This window comes from Paraburkholderia sp. UCT31 (assembly GCF_014397655.1).
Taxonomy (GTDB): Bacteria; Pseudomonadota; Gammaproteobacteria; order Burkholderiales; family Burkholderiaceae; genus Paraburkholderia; species Paraburkholderia tuberum.
This window is the reverse complement of record NZ_VZQP01000002.1, coordinates 197,367-217,233: the sequence shown is the minus strand read 5'-3', so window position 1 is coordinate 217,233 and position 19,867 is coordinate 197,367. Positions and strand designations below refer to the sequence as shown.

At 66.3% G+C, this 19,867-nt stretch carries 16 protein-coding genes; 5 read left to right on the top strand and 11 right to left on the bottom strand.

The window, feature by feature from the left end:
• Positions 1 to 41: 41 nt before the first annotated feature.
• The 7 genes from kdsA to F6X40_RS02170 all read right to left on the bottom strand — a co-directional run bounded on the left by kdsA (position 42) and on the right by F6X40_RS02170 (position 9,226).
• Complete coding sequence (kdsA, locus tag F6X40_RS02200) at positions 42 to 896, bottom strand: 3-deoxy-8-phosphooctulonate synthase (RefSeq protein WP_187626669.1); 855 nt, start codon at positions 894 to 896, stop codon at positions 42 to 44.
• Positions 893 to 2,554 carry a CTP synthase gene (locus F6X40_RS02195; protein ID WP_184022401.1) on the bottom strand — a complete coding sequence of 554 codons (1,662 nt, stop codon included), beginning with the start codon at positions 2,552 to 2,554 and terminating at the stop codon, positions 893 to 895. Before F6X40_RS02195 ends, kdsA begins: the two co-directional genes overlap by 4 nt.
• A gap of 142 nt (positions 2,555 to 2,696) precedes the next feature.
• Positions 2,697 to 3,500, bottom strand: coding sequence for an alpha/beta fold hydrolase (locus F6X40_RS02190; RefSeq protein ID WP_187626668.1), 804 nt, complete (start codon positions 3,498 to 3,500; stop codon positions 2,697 to 2,699).
• Between the two features lie 116 nt (positions 3,501 to 3,616).
• Positions 3,617 to 6,277 (bottom strand): DNA internalization-related competence protein ComEC/Rec2, encoded by a 2,661-nt coding sequence (locus F6X40_RS02185; protein ID WP_187626667.1) that lies wholly within the window; start codon positions 6,275 to 6,277, stop codon positions 3,617 to 3,619.
• A 115-nt stretch (positions 6,278 to 6,392) separates the two neighbouring features.
• Positions 6,393 to 7,181 carry a TatD family hydrolase gene (locus tag F6X40_RS02180; protein ID WP_184067570.1) on the bottom strand — a complete coding sequence of 263 codons (789 nt, stop codon included), beginning with the start codon at positions 7,179 to 7,181 and terminating at the stop codon, positions 6,393 to 6,395.
• A 43-nt stretch (positions 7,182 to 7,224) separates the two neighbouring features.
• Entirely contained in the window at positions 7,225 to 7,941 is a 717-nt protein-coding gene (lolD, locus tag F6X40_RS02175) for a lipoprotein-releasing ABC transporter ATP-binding protein LolD (RefSeq protein WP_409340030.1), read from the bottom strand.
• A 31-nt stretch (positions 7,942 to 7,972) separates the two neighbouring features.
• Entirely contained in the window at positions 7,973 to 9,226 is a 1,254-nt protein-coding gene (locus F6X40_RS02170; RefSeq protein WP_184067564.1) for a lipoprotein-releasing ABC transporter permease subunit, read from the bottom strand.
• 305 nt (positions 9,227 to 9,531) lie between these two features.
• Between F6X40_RS02170 and F6X40_RS02165 the strand changes: the two genes are divergently transcribed.
• The 5 genes from F6X40_RS02165 to F6X40_RS02145 all read left to right on the top strand — a co-directional run bounded on the left by F6X40_RS02165 (position 9,532) and on the right by F6X40_RS02145 (position 16,357).
• On the top strand, positions 9,532 to 10,641 hold the full coding sequence (locus F6X40_RS02165; RefSeq protein WP_187626666.1) for a regulator: 1,110 nt from the start codon (positions 9,532 to 9,534) through the stop codon (positions 10,639 to 10,641).
• Between the two features lie 16 nt (positions 10,642 to 10,657).
• Positions 10,658 to 12,364 carry a single-stranded-DNA-specific exonuclease RecJ gene (gene recJ, locus F6X40_RS02160; protein WP_187615441.1) on the top strand — a complete coding sequence of 569 codons (1,707 nt, stop codon included), beginning with the start codon at positions 10,658 to 10,660 and terminating at the stop codon, positions 12,362 to 12,364.
• A gap of 109 nt (positions 12,365 to 12,473) precedes the next feature.
• A protein-coding gene (prfB, locus tag F6X40_RS02155) for a peptide chain release factor 2 (protein WP_187626665.1) occupies positions 12,474 to 13,578 on the top strand; the annotation gives its coding sequence in 2 pieces (ribosomal slippage) (positions 12,474 to 12,554 and positions 12,556 to 13,578; 1,104 coding nt in all).
• Positions 13,579 to 13,752: 174 nt separating this feature from the next.
• Positions 13,753 to 15,279, top strand: a complete 1,527-nt coding sequence (gene lysS / locus F6X40_RS02150) for a lysine--tRNA ligase (RefSeq protein WP_184048852.1) — start codon at positions 13,753 to 13,755, stop codon at positions 15,277 to 15,279.
• A 343-nt stretch (positions 15,280 to 15,622) separates the two neighbouring features.
• Positions 15,623 to 16,357 carry a glycine zipper 2TM domain-containing protein gene (locus F6X40_RS02145; RefSeq protein ID WP_187626664.1) on the top strand — a complete coding sequence of 245 codons (735 nt, stop codon included), beginning with the start codon at positions 15,623 to 15,625 and terminating at the stop codon, positions 16,355 to 16,357.
• A 102-nt stretch (positions 16,358 to 16,459) separates the two neighbouring features.
• On the opposite strand, the gene iscX is transcribed toward F6X40_RS02145, so the two are convergent.
• The 4 genes from iscX to hscB form a co-directional block, all read right to left on the bottom strand.
• On the bottom strand, positions 16,460 to 16,657 hold the full coding sequence (iscX, locus tag F6X40_RS02140) for a Fe-S cluster assembly protein IscX (protein ID WP_027198111.1): 198 nt from the start codon (positions 16,655 to 16,657) through the stop codon (positions 16,460 to 16,462).
• 15 nt (positions 16,658 to 16,672) lie between these two features.
• A complete protein-coding gene (fdx, locus tag F6X40_RS02135; protein ID WP_090800789.1) occupies positions 16,673 to 17,014 on the bottom strand; it encodes an ISC system 2Fe-2S type ferredoxin in 342 nt (113 codons plus the stop codon).
• Positions 17,015 to 17,202: 188 nt separating this feature from the next.
• The gene (gene hscA / locus F6X40_RS02130) at positions 17,203 to 19,074 is read right to left on the bottom strand and encodes a Fe-S protein assembly chaperone HscA (protein ID WP_187626663.1); all 1,872 of its coding nucleotides are present in this window, start codon (positions 19,072 to 19,074) and stop codon (positions 17,203 to 17,205) included.
• Between the two features lie 164 nt (positions 19,075 to 19,238).
• Positions 19,239 to 19,766: a Fe-S protein assembly co-chaperone HscB gene (gene hscB, locus F6X40_RS02125; protein ID WP_090800792.1), complete on the bottom strand. Its 528-nt coding sequence runs from the start codon at positions 19,764 to 19,766 to the stop codon at positions 19,239 to 19,241.
• Between the last annotated feature and the right edge of the window lie 101 nt (positions 19,767 to 19,867).

The following is a 19,867-nucleotide window of genomic DNA, read 5'->3' as shown; positions in this document are numbered from 1 at the left end:
CGATTATCGAGTGCGATCGTGACACGCGGCGCACACCTGAATCAGTTGAAATCGCTTTCGAGGAACGGCCCGCGCTTGACGGCCCGGTCGAGCGTGACGAGCGTCTCGAGCAGCTCGGCCATGCGATTGAGCGGCACCGCGTTCGGCCCGTCCGACTTCGCTTGCGCCGGATTCGGGTGCGTTTCCATGAACACACCGGCGACGCCGACCGCGACCGCGGCGCGCGCGAGCACCGGCACGAATTCGCGCTGGCCGCCCGAGCTCGTGCCCTGACCGCCCGGCAACTGCACCGAATGCGTCGCGTCGAACACGACCGGCGCGTTGGTCTCGCGCATGATCGCGAGCGAACGCATGTCCGACACGAGGTTGTTATAGCCGAACGACACGCCGCGCTCGCACGCCATGAAACGGTCTTCGGACAGACCCGCTTCACGCGCGGCGTCGCGCGCCTTGTCGATCACGTTCTTCATGTCGTGCGGCGCGAGAAATTGGCCCTTCTTGATGTTGACCGGCTTGCCCGAGCGCGCGCACGCGTGGATGAAGTCGGTCTGACGGCATAGGAACGCGGGCGTTTGCAGCACGTCGACGACCGACGCCACCTGCTCGATCTCGTGTTCGGCGTGCACGTCGGTCAGCACCGGCAGACCGAGCTGGCGCTTCACTTCCGACAGGATGCGCAGACCTTCGTCCATGCCCAGACCGCGAAACGACTTGCCGCTGCTGCGATTGGCCTTGTCGTACGACGATTTGTAGATGAACGGAATGTTCAGCTTCGCGCAGATTTCCTTCAGGCGGCCGGCCGTGTCGATCGTCATCTGTTCCGATTCGACGACACAGGTACCGGCGATCAGGAAAAACGGCTTGTCGAGCCCGACGTCGAAATCGCCCAGTTTCATGCTTTCTCCTCGACCCTCGACTGCTGATGCGCGAGCGCCGCTTCGACGAACGACTTGAACAGCGGATGACCGTCACGCGGCGTAGACGTGAATTCAGGGTGGAACTGGACGCCGACGAACCACGGGTGCATGCTGCGCGGCAGCTCCATCATTTCCGGCAAATCCTCGCTCGGGGTACGGGCGCTAATGATAAGGCCACCGCCTTCGAGCTGGGGCACGAAACGGTTATTCACCTCATAACGGTGACGGTGGCGTTCGTTCACATCGGTGCCGTAGATCTCTTCGGCGAGCGTGCCGGGCTTGATCGGGCAGCGCTGCGAGCCGAGGCGCATCGTGCCGCCGAGATCCGACTCTTCGGTACGCTTCTCGACTCGGCCTTCGCGGTCGTACCACTCGGTGATCAGCGCGACCACGCGGTTCTTCGTTTCCTGATCGAATTCGGTGCTGTTCGCGTCCTTCAGGCCGACGACGTCGCGGGCGAATTCGATCACGGCGAGCTGCATGCCGAGGCAGATGCCGAGATACGGCACCTTCGCTTCGCGCGCATAACGGATCGCGGCGATCTTGCCTTCGGTGCCGCGACGGCCGAAGCCGCCCGGCACGAGCACCGCGTCGAGATGCTTGAGGCTCCCGACGCCTTGCGTTTCGATTTCTTCGGAGTCGATGTACTCGATATTCACGCGCGTCGACGTATGCATCGACGCATGACGCAGCGCTTCGATCAGCGACTTGTACGACTCGGTCAGATCGACGTACTTGCCGACCATGCCGATCGTCACTTCGTGCTTCGGGTTCTGCAGCTTCTCGACGAGGTCCGACCACATGGACAGGTCCGCCGCCTTCGGCGTGAGCTTCAGCTCTTCGCAGATGATCGCGTCGAGACCCTGGTCGTGCAGCATCTGCGGAATCTTGTAGATGCTGTCCGCGTCCCACACGGAAATCACCGCGTCTTCGGGCACGTTCGAGAACAGCGAGATCTTCGCGCGCTCGTCGTCCGGAATGCGGCGGTCGGCACGGCACAGCAGCACGTGCGGCGAAATGCCGATTTCGCGCAGCTTCTGCACGCTGTGCTGGGTGGGCTTGGTTTTGAGTTCGCCGGCCGTGGCGACCCAGGGCACCAGCGTCAGGTGCACGAAGCACGCGCTGTTGCGGCCGAGGCGCAGGCTCATCTGGCGCGCGGCTTCGAGGAACGGCAGCGATTCGATGTCACCCACCGTGCCACCCACTTCGACGATCGCGACATCCGGCTCGCCGCACGTCGCAGACGCCGCGCCGCGCTCGACGAATGCCTGGATTTCGTTCGTGATGTGCGGGATGACCTGCACGGTCTTGCCGAGATAATCGCCGCGGCGTTCCTTGCGGATTACCGACTCGTAAATCTGGCCCGTGGTGAAGTTGTTGGCCTTGCGCATCTTCGTGCTGATGAAGCGCTCGTAGTGGCCGAGGTCGAGGTCGGTTTCCGCTCCGTCTTCCGTCACGAACACTTCGCCGTGCTGAAACGGGCTCATCGTGCCGGGGTCGACGTTGATGTAGGGATCGAGTTTGAGGAGGGTGACTTTAAGACCGCGCGATTCGAGGATCGCGGCGAGGGAAGCGGCGGCAATACCCTTGCCGAGGGAAGATACTACGCCGCCGGTGACGAAAACATATTTGGTCATCGCTGGATGCTCGCGGGAAAAACGGATTATACCGTAAAGGATGGTCCCGACCCAGCAAAAAACGGCCGACCCACGCGTGCCGAGGCCGCCTCGCGTGGCAGCCGGCGCAGCGGTTTGGGGCCCGCTTAGTGCGCGCAGCACGTCAGGCGGTTCGCTCCAGCTCACGCAGCATGCGTTGCACCGCGCGCGCGGTTTCGATCGGCTTTTCCATCGGATACAGATGGCTGCCCTCGATCCACTCGACATGCCCGCCGGTCGCGCGTCGCGTCGCGTCGAGCCCGGCCTGGCGGATTTCCTTCGAGCGTGTCCCGGCGATGAACCCGACCGGCACCGGCGCGCCGCGCGCGAGCCGCGCGCCGAGCGTATGCGGCAGCGTCCGGTAGATCTGGTATTCGATGCGACGATCGAACGCGAGCACCCGGGTGCCGTCGGGCGAACTCTGCAGAATGCCGAAGTCGATGTAGTCGGACAGCATGCGCTCGTCCCAGCGCGCGAACGCGGGCTTCGAATGGAAGTGCCGCCATGCTTCGTCACGGCTCGTCCATTGCGTGCGCCGCTTGCGCGTCGCGGCGGCGGGCGACAGCCGCTCGTCGAGCCCGGTCCATTGCGACACGCGCAGCATGCTGCTGCGCCAGCCGGCGATCACCGGCGAGTCGAGCATCACGACGCCCCTCACCCACTGCGGCTTTTTCAGCGCCGCCATCAGCGACAGATAACCGCCGAGCGAATGCCCGACGAGCCACACCGGCTGCTCGTACTTGCGGGCGATATCGTCAAGCAGTTGCTCGACCAGATGGGGCCAGTCCTGCGTGACCGGAAAGCGCGGATCATGGCCGATCCGCTCGATCGAGCGCACGTCGTAGTCGTCGGAGAGCTCGGCGAAGATCGTCCGGTAAGTCGAGGCCGGAAAGCCGTTCGCATGCGAGAAATGGATGATGTTTTTCAACTGCGGCGATCTCCGTTGTGTTTTTTACGCGTGGGCGGTGCTTTGCCTGTGCCGCTGCTTATACCGCTGCTTGCGCCTGTTGTCTGCGCTGTTGCACTCATCGGGCCGCGACGCGCTCAGGGCTCCATCCAGTAGCGGCGCTGCGTGTCCCGATAGCGCTCGAGCGTGAGCGCGGCGCCCTCCTCACCGCGCGCGCCCGGATCGACGTCGACCCTCACGGCGCCATCGCGATCGCTGCGCCCGAGTTCGATATGACGCGCCGCGTAGCGCGCGAACACGCCCGCATTCGGATGATGGAAGCGATTCTCGTAGCCTACCTGAAATAACGCGATGGACGGATCGATAGAGTCGAGGAACGGCTCGGTCGACGACGTTTTGCTGCCATGATGCGGCACCATCAACACTTGCGCGCGCAGCATAGCGGGATCGCGCGCGAGCAGCGCGCGTTCGGTCGGCGCTTCGATGTCAGCGGTCAGCAGGGCCGTGAAACGCGGCGCGTTCGCACCGACGAACGCCGCCGCCTGGCTTGCGTTGGTGAGCGGCAACGTGCTGACCCTCAACACGCAGCAATGCTCGTTCGCCTTGCCCGTGAGTGCCCCGACGTCAGGCCACAGCACGGCGAACTCAACACCATCCCACTGCCAGCGCTGCCCCGCCACGCACGGCAGCGTCTGCGTGCCATGCTGTTTTGCCTTCGGCCACAGCGGATTGTCCGGCTCCAGAGCAGCCACCAGCTGACGCACCTCGATCGCATCGAAAACGGCAGGGGCGCCGCCCGCATGATCCGAGTCGGCGTGACTGATCATCAGCGTATCGAGCGTCGTCACGCCTTGCGCCCGCAGGAACGGCACCACCACGCGCTCGCCAGCGTGGCTCGATTCCGGACCGGGACCCGCATCGAACAGCAACGCGTGATGCGCGGTCTGCACGAGCACCGACGAGCCCTGCCCGACATCGAGCGCAGTCAGACGGAACGCGCCTGATGGCTCGGCGAGTGCGCCGCTTGCGCTGGGCATCAGCAGCGGCAGCCACGACAGCGGCGCCGCCCAGCGCAGTGGCCAGCCGCGCGGCGCGAGACACCACAGCACACCGAGCGCCGCCGCGGCCAGCGCCCACGCATGCGGCTGCGGCAGCCACCACAGCGTCCAGCGCGGTCCCGACGCCAGTTGCAGGCCGGCCGCGAGACCATCGAGCAGCGTGTGCGCGGCGCGCCACGCGAACGCATCGAGCGGCGCGGGCATTGCGACGCCCGCGAGCACCGTCGGCGTGACGAGCAGGCTCACCCAGGGAATCGCGAACGCGTTCGCGAGCGGACCGGCGAGCGGAATTTGCGCGAACCAGTAGGCGGTCAGCGGCGCCAGCGCGACCGTCACCGCGAACTGCGCGTGAGCGGCGCTGCGCAACCGTTCGGCGAGCACGCGCAGACGCCGGATCGATACGGGACGCGCCGCGCTGCGCTCCTCGTCTTCATGATGACGGGACGCCAGTGGAACCCGCACGCGCGGCCGCCCCGACATCGCGAACAGGATCGCGCCGACTGCGCAAAACGACAGCCAGAATCCGGCCGACACGACCGCCCACGGATCGACCAGCAGCACGAGCCCGAGCGCCCACGCGAGCACCGTGGAGCGCGCTAGCTGCCGGCCGCCGACGAACGCCAGCGCGACGAGCGCGGCCATCCACAGCGCGCGTTGCGCTGGCACGTTGAAGCCCGCGAGCGCGGCATGCAGTGCGGCGAACATCGCACCGGCCGTCACGCCGACGAGCTGCGCGGGCAAGCGCAGCGGCCAGTTGCGGCCGAGCCACCCCGAACGCCTCCAGATTGCCGCCGCGAGCCAGCCGGTCAGCCCCGCGACCAAGCCGAGATGCAAGCCCGAAATCGCCACCAGATGACTCGTGCCGGTGCCGCGCATCAATTGCCAGTCGGCGGGGCTCACTTCGTCCTGCGCGCCGATCGCGAGCGCGACGACGATGCCGCGATGCGGCGCATCGGCAAGCACCGTGTCGATACGCGCACGCAACCCGGCGCGCCAGCGGTCGACCAGCACGGCGAGCCCGCGCGCGTGACCGGTCAGGCGCCGCGCATGGTCCGGCACGCTCACGTAGCCGGTCGCGCGGACGTTGCGCGCGAGCAGACTCGCCTCTGCATCGCGCACGCCGAAATTCGCGTTGCCGTGCGGGCGCTTCAGGCGCACGGTCAGACGCCAGCGTTCGCCCGGTTCGAGCCGCGGCGCCGCGGCGTCGCGCGCGATCCAGGCTAGCTGGATCACGCGCGGGAAAGCGGCGAGCCGCGCACCGTTCGTATCGACGTCGAACAGGAAGCGCGCGCCTTTGTCGTCACGCGTCGGCAATCCCTTGATCGTGCCGACCACCTCGATATCGCGCCCTTCCCACTCGTGCGGCAGGCTCACCGCGAGCCGCGTTTGCGCGCGCACGGCCGCGTAGCCGAAGCCGACGCAGATCGCCGCGCACCACACCGCGCCCCAACCGGCCACCCGCCGCATGCGAGCGTCGCGCCATACGCGGCTAGCGAGCTGGTGCGAGAAGCCCCGCTCGTATTCGCGCTGGAGCGCCGCACCGGCCGCACCTGTCACATCTGTCACACCTGTCACACCCGCCGCCGCAGCCGCTGCGCCGCCACGCAAACCCCACACCGCAACGCCGGCCGCCGTGCAGCCGACCAGTATCAACGCGCACCATGCGCCTGTATCCGGCAACACCGCCTGTCGCTGCAGCCAGACCACGCCCAACGCAAATCCACACCAGACCGCCCTCATCCGCCCTCCGTACCCGTTGGCGCCGGGCCTCGTCACCGCGCCAGCGAACGGGCAGCAGCGAGCCCGCCGGGCGAGGGGATCGCCCGACGCGAACCCTTTCGATCAACGGAATCGATTATGCAGAGGAAAGCGCGAGTCGCGGCAGCGCGGCGAGCGCGTTAGCCGTTGTGCCAAGGGCGGCTGCGTCGGAAGTGACACCGCGCAGTCGCGCGAGGCTCGCGCCGATCGCCGGAATCTGCTCGGGTGAATTGCGCTGCCTGTACATCCACGACGGCGCGATATCCGGCGCGTCGGTCTCGACGACCAGCGCATCGAACGGCAGCTGTTCGGCGAGTCGCCGGATCTGCCGGGCGCGCTCGAACGTGAGGTTGCCGCCGAACCCAAGATGCATGCCCTGATCGATGTACGCCTGCGCCTGCTGGAAACTGCCATTGAACGCGTGCGCGATGCCGCGATGAATCTGATGCCGGCGCAGCCCTTTGATCACCTGATCCTGCGATTTGCGCACATGGCAGATGACCGGCAAATCGAATTCGCGCGCGAGCTGCAACTGGCCGTTGTAGAAAAACTGCTGGCGCGCATCGTCGAGACCGTCGACGAAATAGTCGAGCCCGATCTCGCCGATGCCGACGAAGCGCGGATCGTCGAGACTCGCCTCGATCTCCATGCGCAACAGGTCGAGGTCGGCATCGACGGCGTGCGGCGTGAACAGCGGATGAATGCCGAGCGCGTACGCGCCGCCGTCGACGCGATGCGCGAGCTCGCGCACCGCCGCGAAGTTCTGTCGCCCGATCGCCGGAATCACGATGCGCGACACCCCCGCATGGCGCGCGGACGCCGCAACCGCATCACGGTCGGCGTCGAACTCCGAAGCGTCGAGATGGCAGTGCGTGTCGATCCACATGGGTTATCTCGCTGGCAAGAGGACGGACCGTGCCGGCCCGCACTCAGACCGGCACTGGCGGCTCTTCGTGCAGCACGCCGTCGCGCAACCGCATGATGCGATCACAGCGGCCCGCCAGCTCCGGGTCGTGCGTGACGATCACGAAGCTCGTCTCGAGCGTGCGCGACAGTTCGAGCATCAGGTTGAAGACCGTGTCGGCGGTGCCGCCGTCAAGGTTACCGGTCGGCTCGTCGGCGAGCACGCAGGCGGGCTTCGTGACGAGCGCACGCGCGATCGCGACACGCTGACGCTCGCCGCCCGACAGCTCGCCCGGCCGATGCTTCGCGCGATGCCCCATGCCGACGCGCTCCAGCACCGCCATGGCCTCGCGGCGCGCGACTTCGGTCGTCTCGCGACGAATCCGCAGCGGCATCGCGACGTTATCGAGCGCGGAAAACTCCGGCAACAGATGGTGAAACTGATACACGAAACCGAGCGCGCGATTGCGCAGGTCGTTGCGCTCGCGCTCGGAGAGCTTCGTGAACGGCTTGCCGAGCACCGACACGTGGCCCGCGCTCGGGTCGTCGAGACCGCCGAGCACGTGCAGCAGCGTGCTCTTGCCGGAGCCCGACGCGCCGACGATCGCGAGCTTCTCGCCGCGCCGCACGGCGAGTTGCGCATTGTTGAGCACCTGCACGTTCAGCCCGCCCTGCACGAACGCTTTGGAAATGCCGGTGGCTTCGAGCACGAACGGATGCGACGCGGAGTCCTGAGCGGTCATGGATGAATCGGTTGAGGGATGGACGAGGCGGTCATTCATAGCGCAGCGCCTCCGCCGGACGGACCTTCGCGCCGCGCCAGCTCGGATAGAGCGTCGCGAGCGCCGACAGCACGAACGCGATGAGGCCGATGCGCGCGACGTCCGCCGGAACCAGCTCGGACGGCAGCTCGCTGATGAAGTACACCGACGGCGGCAGGAATTGCACGCCGAGCAGATGCTCGATCATCGGCACGAGCCACGGAATGCTCCACGCGATCAGACAGCCGAGCACGACGCCGGTCGCCGTGCCGATGAAGCCGATCGTCACGCCCTGCACGACGAAGATCTTCATGATCGAGCCGGGCTGCGCGCCGAGCGTGCGCAGGATCGCGATATCGGCCTGCTTGTTGGTCACCGTCATCACCAGCGACGACACAAGATTGAACGCGGCCACCGCAATGATCAGCGTCAGGATGATGAACATCATGCGCTTCTCGATCTGCACCGCCGAGAACCAGGTCTTGTTCTGCTGGGTCCAGTCGCGGATGTACAGATCGCCCGACAGCGTGCGCGCGAGCTGATGCGCGACTTCCGGCGCGCGCTGCATGTCGGTGAGGCGCAGCCGCACGCCGGTCGGTGCGGGCAGCCGGAACAGCGCCTCTGCGTCCTTGATGTTGATCAGCGCGAGCGTGCTGTCGTATTCGTAATGGCCCGACTCGAAGATGCCGACCACCGTGAACTGCTTCAGGCGCGGCAGCATGCCGGCCGGCGTGATCGTGCCTTCGGGCGCGACGAGCGTGATCTTGTCGTTCAGCTGCACGCCGAGATTGGCCGCGAGATCGGCGCCGAGCACGATGCCGAAGCCGCCGGGCACGAGGTCGGCCAGCTTGCCGCCCTTCATTTCCTTGCCGATGTCCGACACTTCAGGCTCGAGCGTCGGCTCGATGCCACGCAACGCGACGCCGCTCACCGCGTCCTGGCGCGTCAGCAGCGCCTGGGCCTCGACGTAGGGCGCCGCGCCGATCACCTCCTTGTTCTGGCGCGCCTCCTTCGCGGTCAGCTGCCAGTCGGGCATCGAACCGGTCGGCGAAAAGATCTCGACGTGCGCGAGCACCGACAGCATGCGGTCGCGCACCTCTTTCTGAAAGCCGTTCATCACCGACAACACGACGATCAGCGCCGCGACGCCAAGCGCGATGCCCGACATCGACACCAGCGCGATGAACGAAATGAAGCCGTTACCGGTCGTGCGTTTGCCGGCGCGTGTGTAGCGCCAGCCAATCTGCCATTCGTAGGGAAATTTCAAGCGAATCCTTTTGTGCGTTCTTCGACTGTATGTCGGGACCGGCGGACATCGACGTCCGCCGTGCGGCCCGAGCGTCGTGATCGTTGGGCTCGCGGCGGCGCGGATCGTTCCTCGCGCGCCCGGCCGCTGTGCGGCTCTGCCGGCGCATAGAGGCGCCGCGCCGCGGTGCGCCACCCTGCCGGGTCCGGCGATCAAGCGCGAAGTTTGCCACACAATGCCGCCGGCTCGTCCAAAGGACATGCCTCGGCCGCGCCATCGACGAACCGGCCGCGCTTCGTCGAAATACTCGCACCGTTTGCCCTACAATGCGCAGCATCATGCCTGCCGACCGCCTCCATCTTCTGCTGCCCTTCGCGCTGCCTGCCGCGGCCAACGCCTCCACCGCGCTTCACGACATCCAGTGTCCCGCTCTCGACAGGCTGATCGCGCGCGCGACGCTGATCGAACGCGTGATCGGCGAGGATTTTCAGCGCACGCTGCCGCACGAGCGCTGGGTCGCGCGACAATTCGGCGCGCTGCCCGACGGCGCCTCGGCCGCCGCCGACGAAGCCCCGCTCGCGCCCTACATGCTGCGCGCCGACGGCGGCGAACCCGGCAACGCGACGTGGGCCTGCGTGCAGCCGGTACACGTGCACATCGCGCACGACCACCTGGTGCTGATCGACCCGGCGTCGCTCAATCTGTCGGACGCCGAAGCGAGCAGGCTGCTCGCGCTCGCGCGTCCGCTGATCGAGGAACTCGGCGTGCGCATCGAGGCGCCCAAGCCAATCCGCTGGTATCTGTCGAGCGACGCTTTCGGTTCGCTCGCGGGCGCGTCGCCGTTGCGCGCGAGCGGCCGCAACATCGAGATCTGGTTGCCGCACGAAGCGCATTCCGGCGAACGCTCTCGCGCGTGGATGAAGCTGCAGAACGAAGTGCAGATGGCGTGGTTCGAGCATCCGGTCAACGAAGCGCGGGAGGCGCGCGGGCTGCCGGCCGTCAACTCGATCTGGTTTCACGCGCAAGGCGCCGCGCGGAGCGTGCGCAGTCCGTTCGCGCAGGTGCTGTCCGATGCCGCCGCAACGCGCGGTCTCGCGCTCAGCGCCGGGGTCGCGACAGGCGCGCCGCCGGCGTCGTATCGCGAACTGGCCGCGGCGCTGCGCGGCACCACCAACGGCAGCGGCGCAACGCTCGTCGAACTCGACCCCTTCTCCGCGCCCTACATCGAACAGGACTGGGCGCGCTGGAACCAGGCATTCGCCGCGCTGCAGACCGACTGGTTCGCGCCCGCGCTCGCGGCATTGCAGTCGGGCGAACTCGTCGAGCTCGGCCTCACGCTGTGCGGCGACACCGGCTCGGTGACGCTGACGGTCACGCGCGGCGATCTGCGCAAATTCTGGCGGCGGCGCGTGCTGGCCTCGCTTTTCATCGAATGATCCACGGCCCTTCCGCATGACCCGAATCGTTACACGCCCCTGCTCCCCCGTCGACGCCGAAGTGTTGACCCGCTGCGGCCTGCATCCGGTGCTCGCGCGCCTGTACGCAGCGCGCGGCGTGTGCCTGCCCGAGGACGTCGAAACCGGCCTCGCGCGGCTCGTGCCGCCAGCCGAACTGAAGGGCTGCGACGCGGCCGCCGCGCTGCTCGCCGACGCGCTCCAGCAGCAGCGCCGCATGCTGGTCGTCGCCGACTACGACTGCGACGGCGCGACCGCCTGCGCGGTCGCGGTGCGCGGGCTGCGCATGTTCGGCGCGCGCATCGACTACCTGGTGCCGAACCGCATGGAGCACGGCTACGGGCTCACGCCGGACATCGTCGAGCTGGCGGCGCGTAGCGCGGCCGGCAAGCCCGATCTGCTGATCACCGTCGACAACGGCATCGCGAGCGTCGACGGCGTCGCGGCGGCCAATGCCCTCGGCATCGACGTGCTCGTCACCGACCACCACCTGCCCGGCGACGAACTGCCCGCCGCGCGCGCAATCGTCAATCCGAACCAGCCGGGCTGCACATTCCCGAGCAAGTGCCTCGCCGGCGTCGGCGTGATGTTCTACGTGCTGCTCGCGCTGCGCGCCGAACTGCGCCGCCGTGGGGCATTCGGCGACGCGCTGCCAGAGCCGCGCCTCGACGGTCTGCTCGATCTGGTCGCACTCGGCACCGTCGCCGATGTCGTCAAACTCGACGGCAACAACCGGGTGCTGGTCGCGCAAGGTCTGCAGCGCATCCGCCGCGGCCGCATGCAGCCGGGCATCGCCGCGCTGTTTCGCGCCGCCGCGCGCGATGCGCGCAACGCGTCCGGCTTCGACCTCGGCTTCGCGCTGGGACCGCGCCTGAACGCGGCGGGACGGCTGTCTGACATGTCGCTCGGCATCGAATGCCTGACCACCGACGACGTCGGCCGTGCCTGGGAACTCGCGCAGCAGCTCGACACGATGAACCGCGAGCGCCGTGAAATCGAGGCCGGCATGCAGCAGCAGGCGCTGGACGACCTGTCGACGGTCGATCCCGACGGCGCGACCACGATCACGTTGTTCAATCCGGGCTGGCATCAGGGCGTGATCGGCATCGTCGCGGGACGGCTGAAAGAGAAGTTCCACCGCCCGTCGTTCACGTTCGCGCCGGCCGACGGTACCGGCGTGCTCGTCAAGGGCTCGGGGCGCTCGATCGCGGGCTTCCATCTGCGCGACGCGCTCGATCTGATCTCGAAGCGCGAGCCGGACCTGATCGTCAAATTCGGCGGCCACGCGATGGCCGCGGGCCTGACGATCGCCGCCGCCGACGTGCCGCGCTTCACCGCCGCGTTCGAGGCGGTCGGCCGCGAATGGCTGTCCGCGCAGGCGCTCGCACGCACGATCGAAACCGACGGCGAGCTCGAAGACGCGTACTTCACGCCGCAATTCGTCGAAATGCTCGACGCGGCCGTCTGGGGCCAGGGTTTTCCGGCGCCGGTGTTCTCCGGCGAATTCGAGGTCGCCTCGCAGGCGTTGGTGAAGGACAAGCACCTGAAGCTGCAACTGCTGCGCGGCCGCCAGCGCTTCAACGCGATCTGGTTCAATCACACCGACACGCTGCCCGCGCGCACCACCGTCGCCTACCGGCTCGCGAGCGATACATGGAACGGCGTGTCGCGCGTGCAACTGATCGTCGAGCACGCGGTGAGCTGAAATCTTCCGCAAAATCAATCGCGAACACGCGCTGGGTCGCCCGCGAGGCTCCGGCGCGGCGTGCCGATCGGCTATAATTTCTGCTTTTTACGCAGAATAGAAGATCGACATGGAAGCGGAACGTCTCAACGCGATCGAAGCCTCTCTGGCCGACCTGCGCAAGCGCGCGGACGACCTACGGGGGTATCTTTGACTACGACGACAAAGCACTGCGTCTAATCGAAGTCAACCGGGAACTCGAAGACCCGGACGTCTGGAACGACTCGAAGCACGCCCAGGCGCTCGGTAAGGAAAAGAAGCTGCTCGACGACACGGTCGGCAAGCTCACGTCGATCACGAACGACGTGCGCGACGCGCAAGACCTGTTCGAGATGGCACGCGAAGAAGCCGACGACGACACGCTGCTCGCCTGCGAGGGTGACGCCCAGGCCATCGAGGCACGCGTCGCCGACATGGAATTCCGCCGGATGTTCGCGAACCCGGCCGATCCCAACAACGCCTTTCTCGACATCCAGGCCGGCGCCGGCGGCACCGAGGCGTGCGACTGGGCGTCGATGCTGCTGCGCCAGTATCTGCGTTATTGCGAGCGCAAGGGCTTCAAGACCGAAGTGCTCGAGCAGACCGAAGGCGACGTCGCCGGCATCAAGAACGCGACGATCAAGATCGAAGGCGACTACGCGTACGGCTTCCTGCGTACCGAAACCGGCGTGCACCGGCTCGTGCGCAAGTCGCCGTTCGACTCGTCGGGCGGTCGTCACACGTCGTTCTCGTCGGTGTTCGTGTACCCGGAAATCGACGACTCGATCGAAGTCGACATCAACCCGGCCGACCTGCGCATCGACACGTACCGTGCTTCGGGCGCGGGCGGTCAGCACATCAACAAGACCGACTCCGCGGTGCGTATCACGCACATGCCGTCGGGCATCGTCGTGCAGTGCCAGAACGACCGCTCGCAGCACCGCAACCGCGCCGAAGCCATGGCGATGCTGAAATCGCGCCTGTATGAAGCGGAAATCCGCAAGCGTCAGGCCGAGCAGGACAAGCTGGAAGCCGGCAAGACCGATGTGGGTTGGGGCCATCAGATCCGTTCGTACGTGCTCGACAACAGCCGCATCAAGGATCTGCGCACCAACGTCGAAATCAGTAACACGAAGAGCGTGCTCGACGGTGACCTCGATCCGTTCATCAGCGCGAGCCTGAAACAGGGCGTCTAGGCGCGCACGGCGCCGCCCCGTTCACCGATCGGGACCGCGCCTTCTTCGTTGGCGCCTTTGCGTTGCTTCCACGCTATTTGTTCGCCGTTTTTCCAGTACCGCCTGAGGTTTTTACACTGACTGGCTTCCCGCCAGCGGAGCACTCCGCGGCGGGCCACCGAATACCAAATCATCATGACTGAACCGACCCAGCCGACTGTCGTGCCCGAAGCGGACGACAACAAGATCATCGCCGAGCGCCGCGAAAAGCTGCGCGAACTGCGTGAGCGAGGCGTCGCCTATCCGAACGATTTCCGTCCCACGCACCACGCTGAAGATCTGCAGGCGCAGTACGAGCACACCGACAAGGAAGCACTCGAAGCGAATCCGCTCGAAGTCGCGATCGCCGGCCGCATGATGCTGAAACGCGTGATGGGCAAGGCAAGTTTCGCAACCGTGCGCGACGGCTCGGGTCAGATCCAGTTCTTCATCACACCGGCCGACGTCGGTCAGGAGACCTACGACGCGTTCAAGAAGTGGGACATGGGCGACATCGTCGCCGCGCGCGGCGTGCTGTTTCGCACCAACAAGGGCGAGCTATCGGTGCGCTGCACGGAGCTGCGTCTGCTGTCGAAGTCGCTGCGTCCGCTGCCGGACAAGTTCCACGGTCTCGCCGACCAGGAAATGAAGTACCGCCAGCGCTATGTCGATCTGATCGTCACGCCGGAAACGCGCCGCACGTTCGTCGCGCGCACGAAGGCGATTTCGTCGATCCGCAAGTACATGGCCGACGCGAACTTCATGGAAGTCGAAACACCGATGCTGCACCCGATTCCGGGCGGCGCGGCGGCCAAGCCGTTCTCGACGCACCACAACGCGCTCGACATGCAGATGTTCCTGCGCATCGCGCCGGAGCTGTACCTGAAGCGGCTGGTGGTGGGCGGCTTCGAGCGCGTGTTCGAGATCAATCGTAATTTCCGCAACGAGGGCGTATCCGTGCGCCACAACCCGGAATTCACGATGATCGAGTTCTACGCGGCCTACACCGATTACAAGTGGCTGATGGACTTCACCGAGCAGTTGATTCGCCAGGCGGCGATCGATGCGCTCGGCACGGCCACCATCACGTATCAGGGCCGCGAGCTCGATCTGTCGAAGCCGTTCCATCGGCTCACGATCACGCAGGCGATCCAGAAATACGCGCCGCAATACACGAACGAGCAGCTCGCCGACGGCACGTTCCTGCGCGCCGAGCTGAAGAAGTTCGGCGTCGATGCGTCGCAGCCGCAGTTCCTCAACGCGGGCGTCGGCTCGCTGCAACTGGCGCTGTTCGAAGAGACCGCCGAGTCGCAACTGTGGGAGCCGACCTACATCATCGACTACCCGATCGAGGTGTCGCCGCTCGCGCGTGCGTCGGACAAGGTGGCAGGCATCACCGAGCGTTTCGAGCTGTTCATCACCGGCCGCGAAATCGCCAACGGGTTCTCGGAGCTCAACGATCCGGAAGATCAGGCCGCGCGCTTCAGGAAGCAGGTCGACCAGAAAGACGCCGGCGACGAGGAAGCGATGTTCTACGACGCCGACTACATCCGCGCGCTCGAGTACGGCATGCCGCCGGCGGGCGGCTGCGGTATCGGCATCGATCGTCTGGTCATGATGCTGACCGATAGCCCGAGCATCCGGGACGTGATTCTGTTCCCGCATCTGCGTCGCGAAGACTGAGCGACGCTGGGCGCGAGCGCTCGTTGTGCTTCGCGCGCAATGCGATGGTTTGAAGAGCGCCCGGTTGATGCCGGGCGTTTTTTTGCGCGCGTTTTCGCTTTGCGGGACCGTTTTCTGCTCCTCCTCGTTTGTAACCAGCGGTAAAAGCTTCACGACCGCGCGCAAGTCGCCGTGGTCGCAACAATCTTAAAAGCTTGCTGAGACCAAGGCGCGCCACGTAGAGGCGACCGATCCACACCCCTGGCCGCCACCGGGCCGGTTACAAATAGAAACGCTGCCCGGATCGAATTGCCCCACACTCAGTCTCACAAGAAGTCGGCTCTGTCAGAAACGGAGGCCCTACATGGACACCCCTACTCATCAACCCACGCAGCCACGTCGTCTTCATCCCTTGATCGCGGTGGCCGCCGGCGCGGTGCTCGTCGCGAGTCTCGTCGCTACCGCGGCGATCACCGGCGTGTTCCCGAAGGCGTCGGGCAACGGCGCACAGAACGATCAGACGCAGGCCGCGCAGGTCAGCACGCAAGCGCCGGGCGTCGTCGATTCGGCCGCGCCGGTCAAGCCATCTGCGCAACAGCGGCAGGATCAGGCTCAGCAAGCGGTGCCGGCCGCCCCTGCCGCCGCTCCGACCCAGCAGCAATACGCGCAGCAACAGCAGGCACAGGCCGCGCCGCAGTATGCGCCACAGCCCGAGCCGCAAGCGGCGCCGCAGTATGCGCAGCAGCCGGCGCCGCATGCCGCTTATTGCTCGACTTGCGGCACCGTCGTCGCGATCTCGGCGGTTCGGCATGAAGGACATGGCACCGGCATTGGCGCGGTCGGCGGTGCGGTGGCCGGGGGCGTCGTCGGTAATCAATTCGGCGCCGGCGGCGGGCGTACCGCGATGACGCTGCTCGGCGCGCTGGGCGGCGGGTTCGCCGGCAACTCGGTCGAAAAACATCTGCGCAGCACGACGTCGTATTCGGTGCGCGTGCACATGGAAGACGGCAAGACTCGCTACTTCACCTATAGCGAGGCGCCGCCGTTGCGCGACGGCGAGCGCGTGCGCGTTCAGAACGGCGGCCTCGTCGCCGACTGAGCTGAGCTCGGCGCCCAACGTTCGTCGACGCGCCATGAAAAAAGGCGATTCCATCGGAATCGCCTTTTCTTTGGAGTTCAATGCACCCGTTCGAACACGCGTTCAATAATCCGCGTCTTCGATCCATGCCGCCTGAATCGCTTCGAGAATCTTTTCGCTCGAACGGTTAGGATCGTCGTCGAAGCCTTCGAGCTCGGTCACCCAGCGGTGCAGGTCGGTGAAACGCACCTGCTGTGGATCGACGTCCTGATGCTTGTCCGTCAGAGCCATCGCGATGTCTTGCGTATCGGTCCACTTCATGGCGGCACCCTCCTGTTAGTGGTTTTCCTTCGCGTGATTGATCGAGTAACGCGGAATTTCGACGACCAGATCCTGCTCGTCCGGCATGACCGCCTGACACGACAGGCGCGAAGCCGGTTCCAGCCCCCATGCCTTGTCCAACAGATCGTCCTCGTCTTCCTCGGATGGCGTCAAGGCGGCGAAACCCTCACGCACGATTACGTGGCAGGTCGTGCACGCGCACGACTTCTCGCACGCATGCTCAATTTCGATACCGTTATCGAGCAGGTTGTCGCAGATGCTCTTGCCGGGAACGGCGTCGATCACCGCGCCTTCCGGGCACAGTTCGACGTGAGGCAGCACAACGATTTGAGGCATACAGTTTCCGTTTGGGTCTGAGGCACGGCGGCTGCCAGCAATGCCGGGTGCAGGCTCCGTACCATTTTACTGGCGCCGCGCGGACTTTTTAAGTCCGCGCGGGCGCGATCGGTGGTTCGTGGGGGGCGCAGTTCGTGCGTGGCCTGAGCGCGCGTCGCGTGCACGTTGCTGTCGCTACGCTCGCCCGTTCAGATCTCGTCGAGCTTGCGGCCCGACAGCGCGCGGCGAATTCCCTTGTTCATGCGGCGCGCGGCGAATTCGTCGGTGCCTTCGGCGAGCGCCTTCGTCGCAGCTTCGATCGCGCCGACGTCTTCGCCTGGCGCGACGTTGCGCAGCGCGGCGAGCAGCGCGTCGAGTTCGGCACGTTCGCTGTCGTCGAGCAACTCGGCGTCGGCGGCGAGCGCCGCGTCGGTCGCTTCGACGAGACGCTGCGCTTCGACCTGCGCCTCGCGCAATGCGCGCGCGCGCATGTCGATTTCAGCGGTCGAAAAGCTGTCTTCGAGCATGCGCGCGATGTCGTCGTCGGCGAGGCCATACGAAGGCTTCACGACGACCGATGCCTCCACGCCCGACGCCAGCTCGCGCGCAAACACCGACAGCAGGCCGTCGGCGTCGACCTGATAGGTCACGCGAATGCGCGCGGCGCCGGCGGCCATCGGCGGAATGCCGCGCAGCTCGAAGCGCGCGAGCGAACGGCAATCGCTGACGAGCTCGCGCTCGCCTTGGACGACGTGAATCGCCATCGCGGTCTGGCCGTCCTTGAAGGTCGTGAAATCCTGCGCGCGCGCGACTGGAATCGTCGAGTTGCGCGGAATGATCTTTTCGGTGAGGCCACCCATCGTCTCGACGCCGAGCGACAGCGGAATCACGTCGAGCAGTAGCCATTCGTCGCCTTCCGCCCCGCGGTTGCCGGCCAGCAGATCGGCCTGGATCGCGGCGCCGAGTGCGACGACCTGATCCGGATCGAGATTGACGAGCGGCGGCTGGCCGAAGAACGCCTCGACCGCGCGGCGGATCACCGGCATGCGCGTCGCGCCGCCGACCAGCACGACGCCCTTGATTTCCTTCGTGGTGACCTTCGCGTCGCGCAGCGCCTTTTTTGTCGGGCCCAGCGTGCGTTGCACCAGCGCGGCCGTGATGGTCTCGAAAGTGGCCTCGTCGATCGTCAGATCGAGCGCGGTGCCCTTGGCAAGCGTGAGCTCGAGGGTAGTTTGCGACGCGCTCGACAGCGCCTCCTTGGCCTCGCGCACGCTATCGAGCAGCAGGCGCACGTCGTGCGGCGCGAGCGTCTGCGACGCGATGCCGGCCTGTTCGAGCACATGGCGATATAGCGCATGGTCGAAGTCGTCGCCGCCGAGCGCGGAATCGCCGCCCGCCGCGAGCACTTCGAAAACGCCCTTGGTGAGCTTCAGGATCGACAGGTCGAAGGTGCCGCCGCCGAGGTCGTAGACCGCGTACAAACCTTCCGCGCCGTTGTCGAGACCGTAGGCGATCGCCGCAGCGGTCGGTTCGTTGAGCAGACGCAGCACGTTCAGCCCCGCGAGGCGCGCGGCGTCCTTGGTCGCCTGGCGCTGCGCTTCGTCGAAGTAAGCGGGCACCGTGATTACCGCGCCGACGAGCTCGTCGCCGAGCGTGTCTTCGGCGCGCTGGCGCAGCGTCGCGAGAATTTCAGCCGATACCTCGACCGGGCTCTTCACGCCGTCGACGGTGCGGATCTGCACCATGCCGGGTGCATCGACGAAGTCGTACGGCGCGTTTTCGGCGCCCTCCACCTCGGCCTTGCCGCGGCCCATGAAGCGCTTGACCGACACGATCGTGTTGCGCGGGTCGGTCGCGGCTTCGGCCTTCGCCCGGCGGCCGATGCGACGGCCGCCCTGCTCCAGGTAACGCACCACCGACGGCAGCAGCACGTGCCCGTCTTCGTCGGGCAGCACATCGGGCACGCCGCTGCGCACAGCGGCGACGAGGGAGTTGGTGGTGCCGAGATCGATACCGACCGCCAGACGCCGCTGGTGAGGCGCCGGCGCCATGCCGGGTTCGGAGATTTGCAGTAAGGCCATCTGGATCTTCTCGGGGACGTTGTGCCCCGTCCTGAATGTTCGCGTTGCTGGGGTGATGCCGCGGCTCGCGGCCGCTCTGGTTTTTTGTTTGTCGCCTACTACGTCGCTGCCTACTGTTGCTGCTTGCCCGCGCCGCGCTTTTGCGCGCGTCGCGCGAAACCGCGCTAGCCTTCGAGCCGCTCGATCTGGGCATCGATTTCCGACGCGACGCGTTCGATGAACATCAGCTGCCGCACCGCCTCGCCCGCCGCCTGATTCGCGCCGTGATCGAGCGATGCGCCGAGCTTGTCGAAGCGCCGACGCTCCTCGTCGCGCAACTCGATGAGCAGCGCGTCGAGCGCGTCGACGTTCTTCGCCGCGGCCGCGTCCTCGATGTTCTCGCGCCACTCCATCTGCTGCATCAGGAACGCGGGCTCCATCGCCGTGTTGTTCTCCGCGCCGACGTTGATGCCGCGCAACGACAGCAGATAGGTCGCGCGCTTGAGCGGATCGCGCAGCGTCTGATAGGCCTCGTTCGCGCGCGTCGCCCACTGCATCGCGATGCGCTTTTGCGCATCGCCGGCGGCCGCGAAGCGATCCGGATGCACCTGCGCCTGCACGGTGCGGTACGCGTGATCGAGCGTGCTCGCGTCGAGCGCGAATTGCGCCGGCAGACCAAACAGATCGAAGTGGCTGTCGTTCAGCGAGGCCATCGGATTAAAGTCCGTTGATGAAAACTGGTATGGAGATGTCGGGCCTTGTCAGGCGCGACCGGTTCAGTGGAGCGCGGATCAAACTAAAAAGGCGGCCCGCG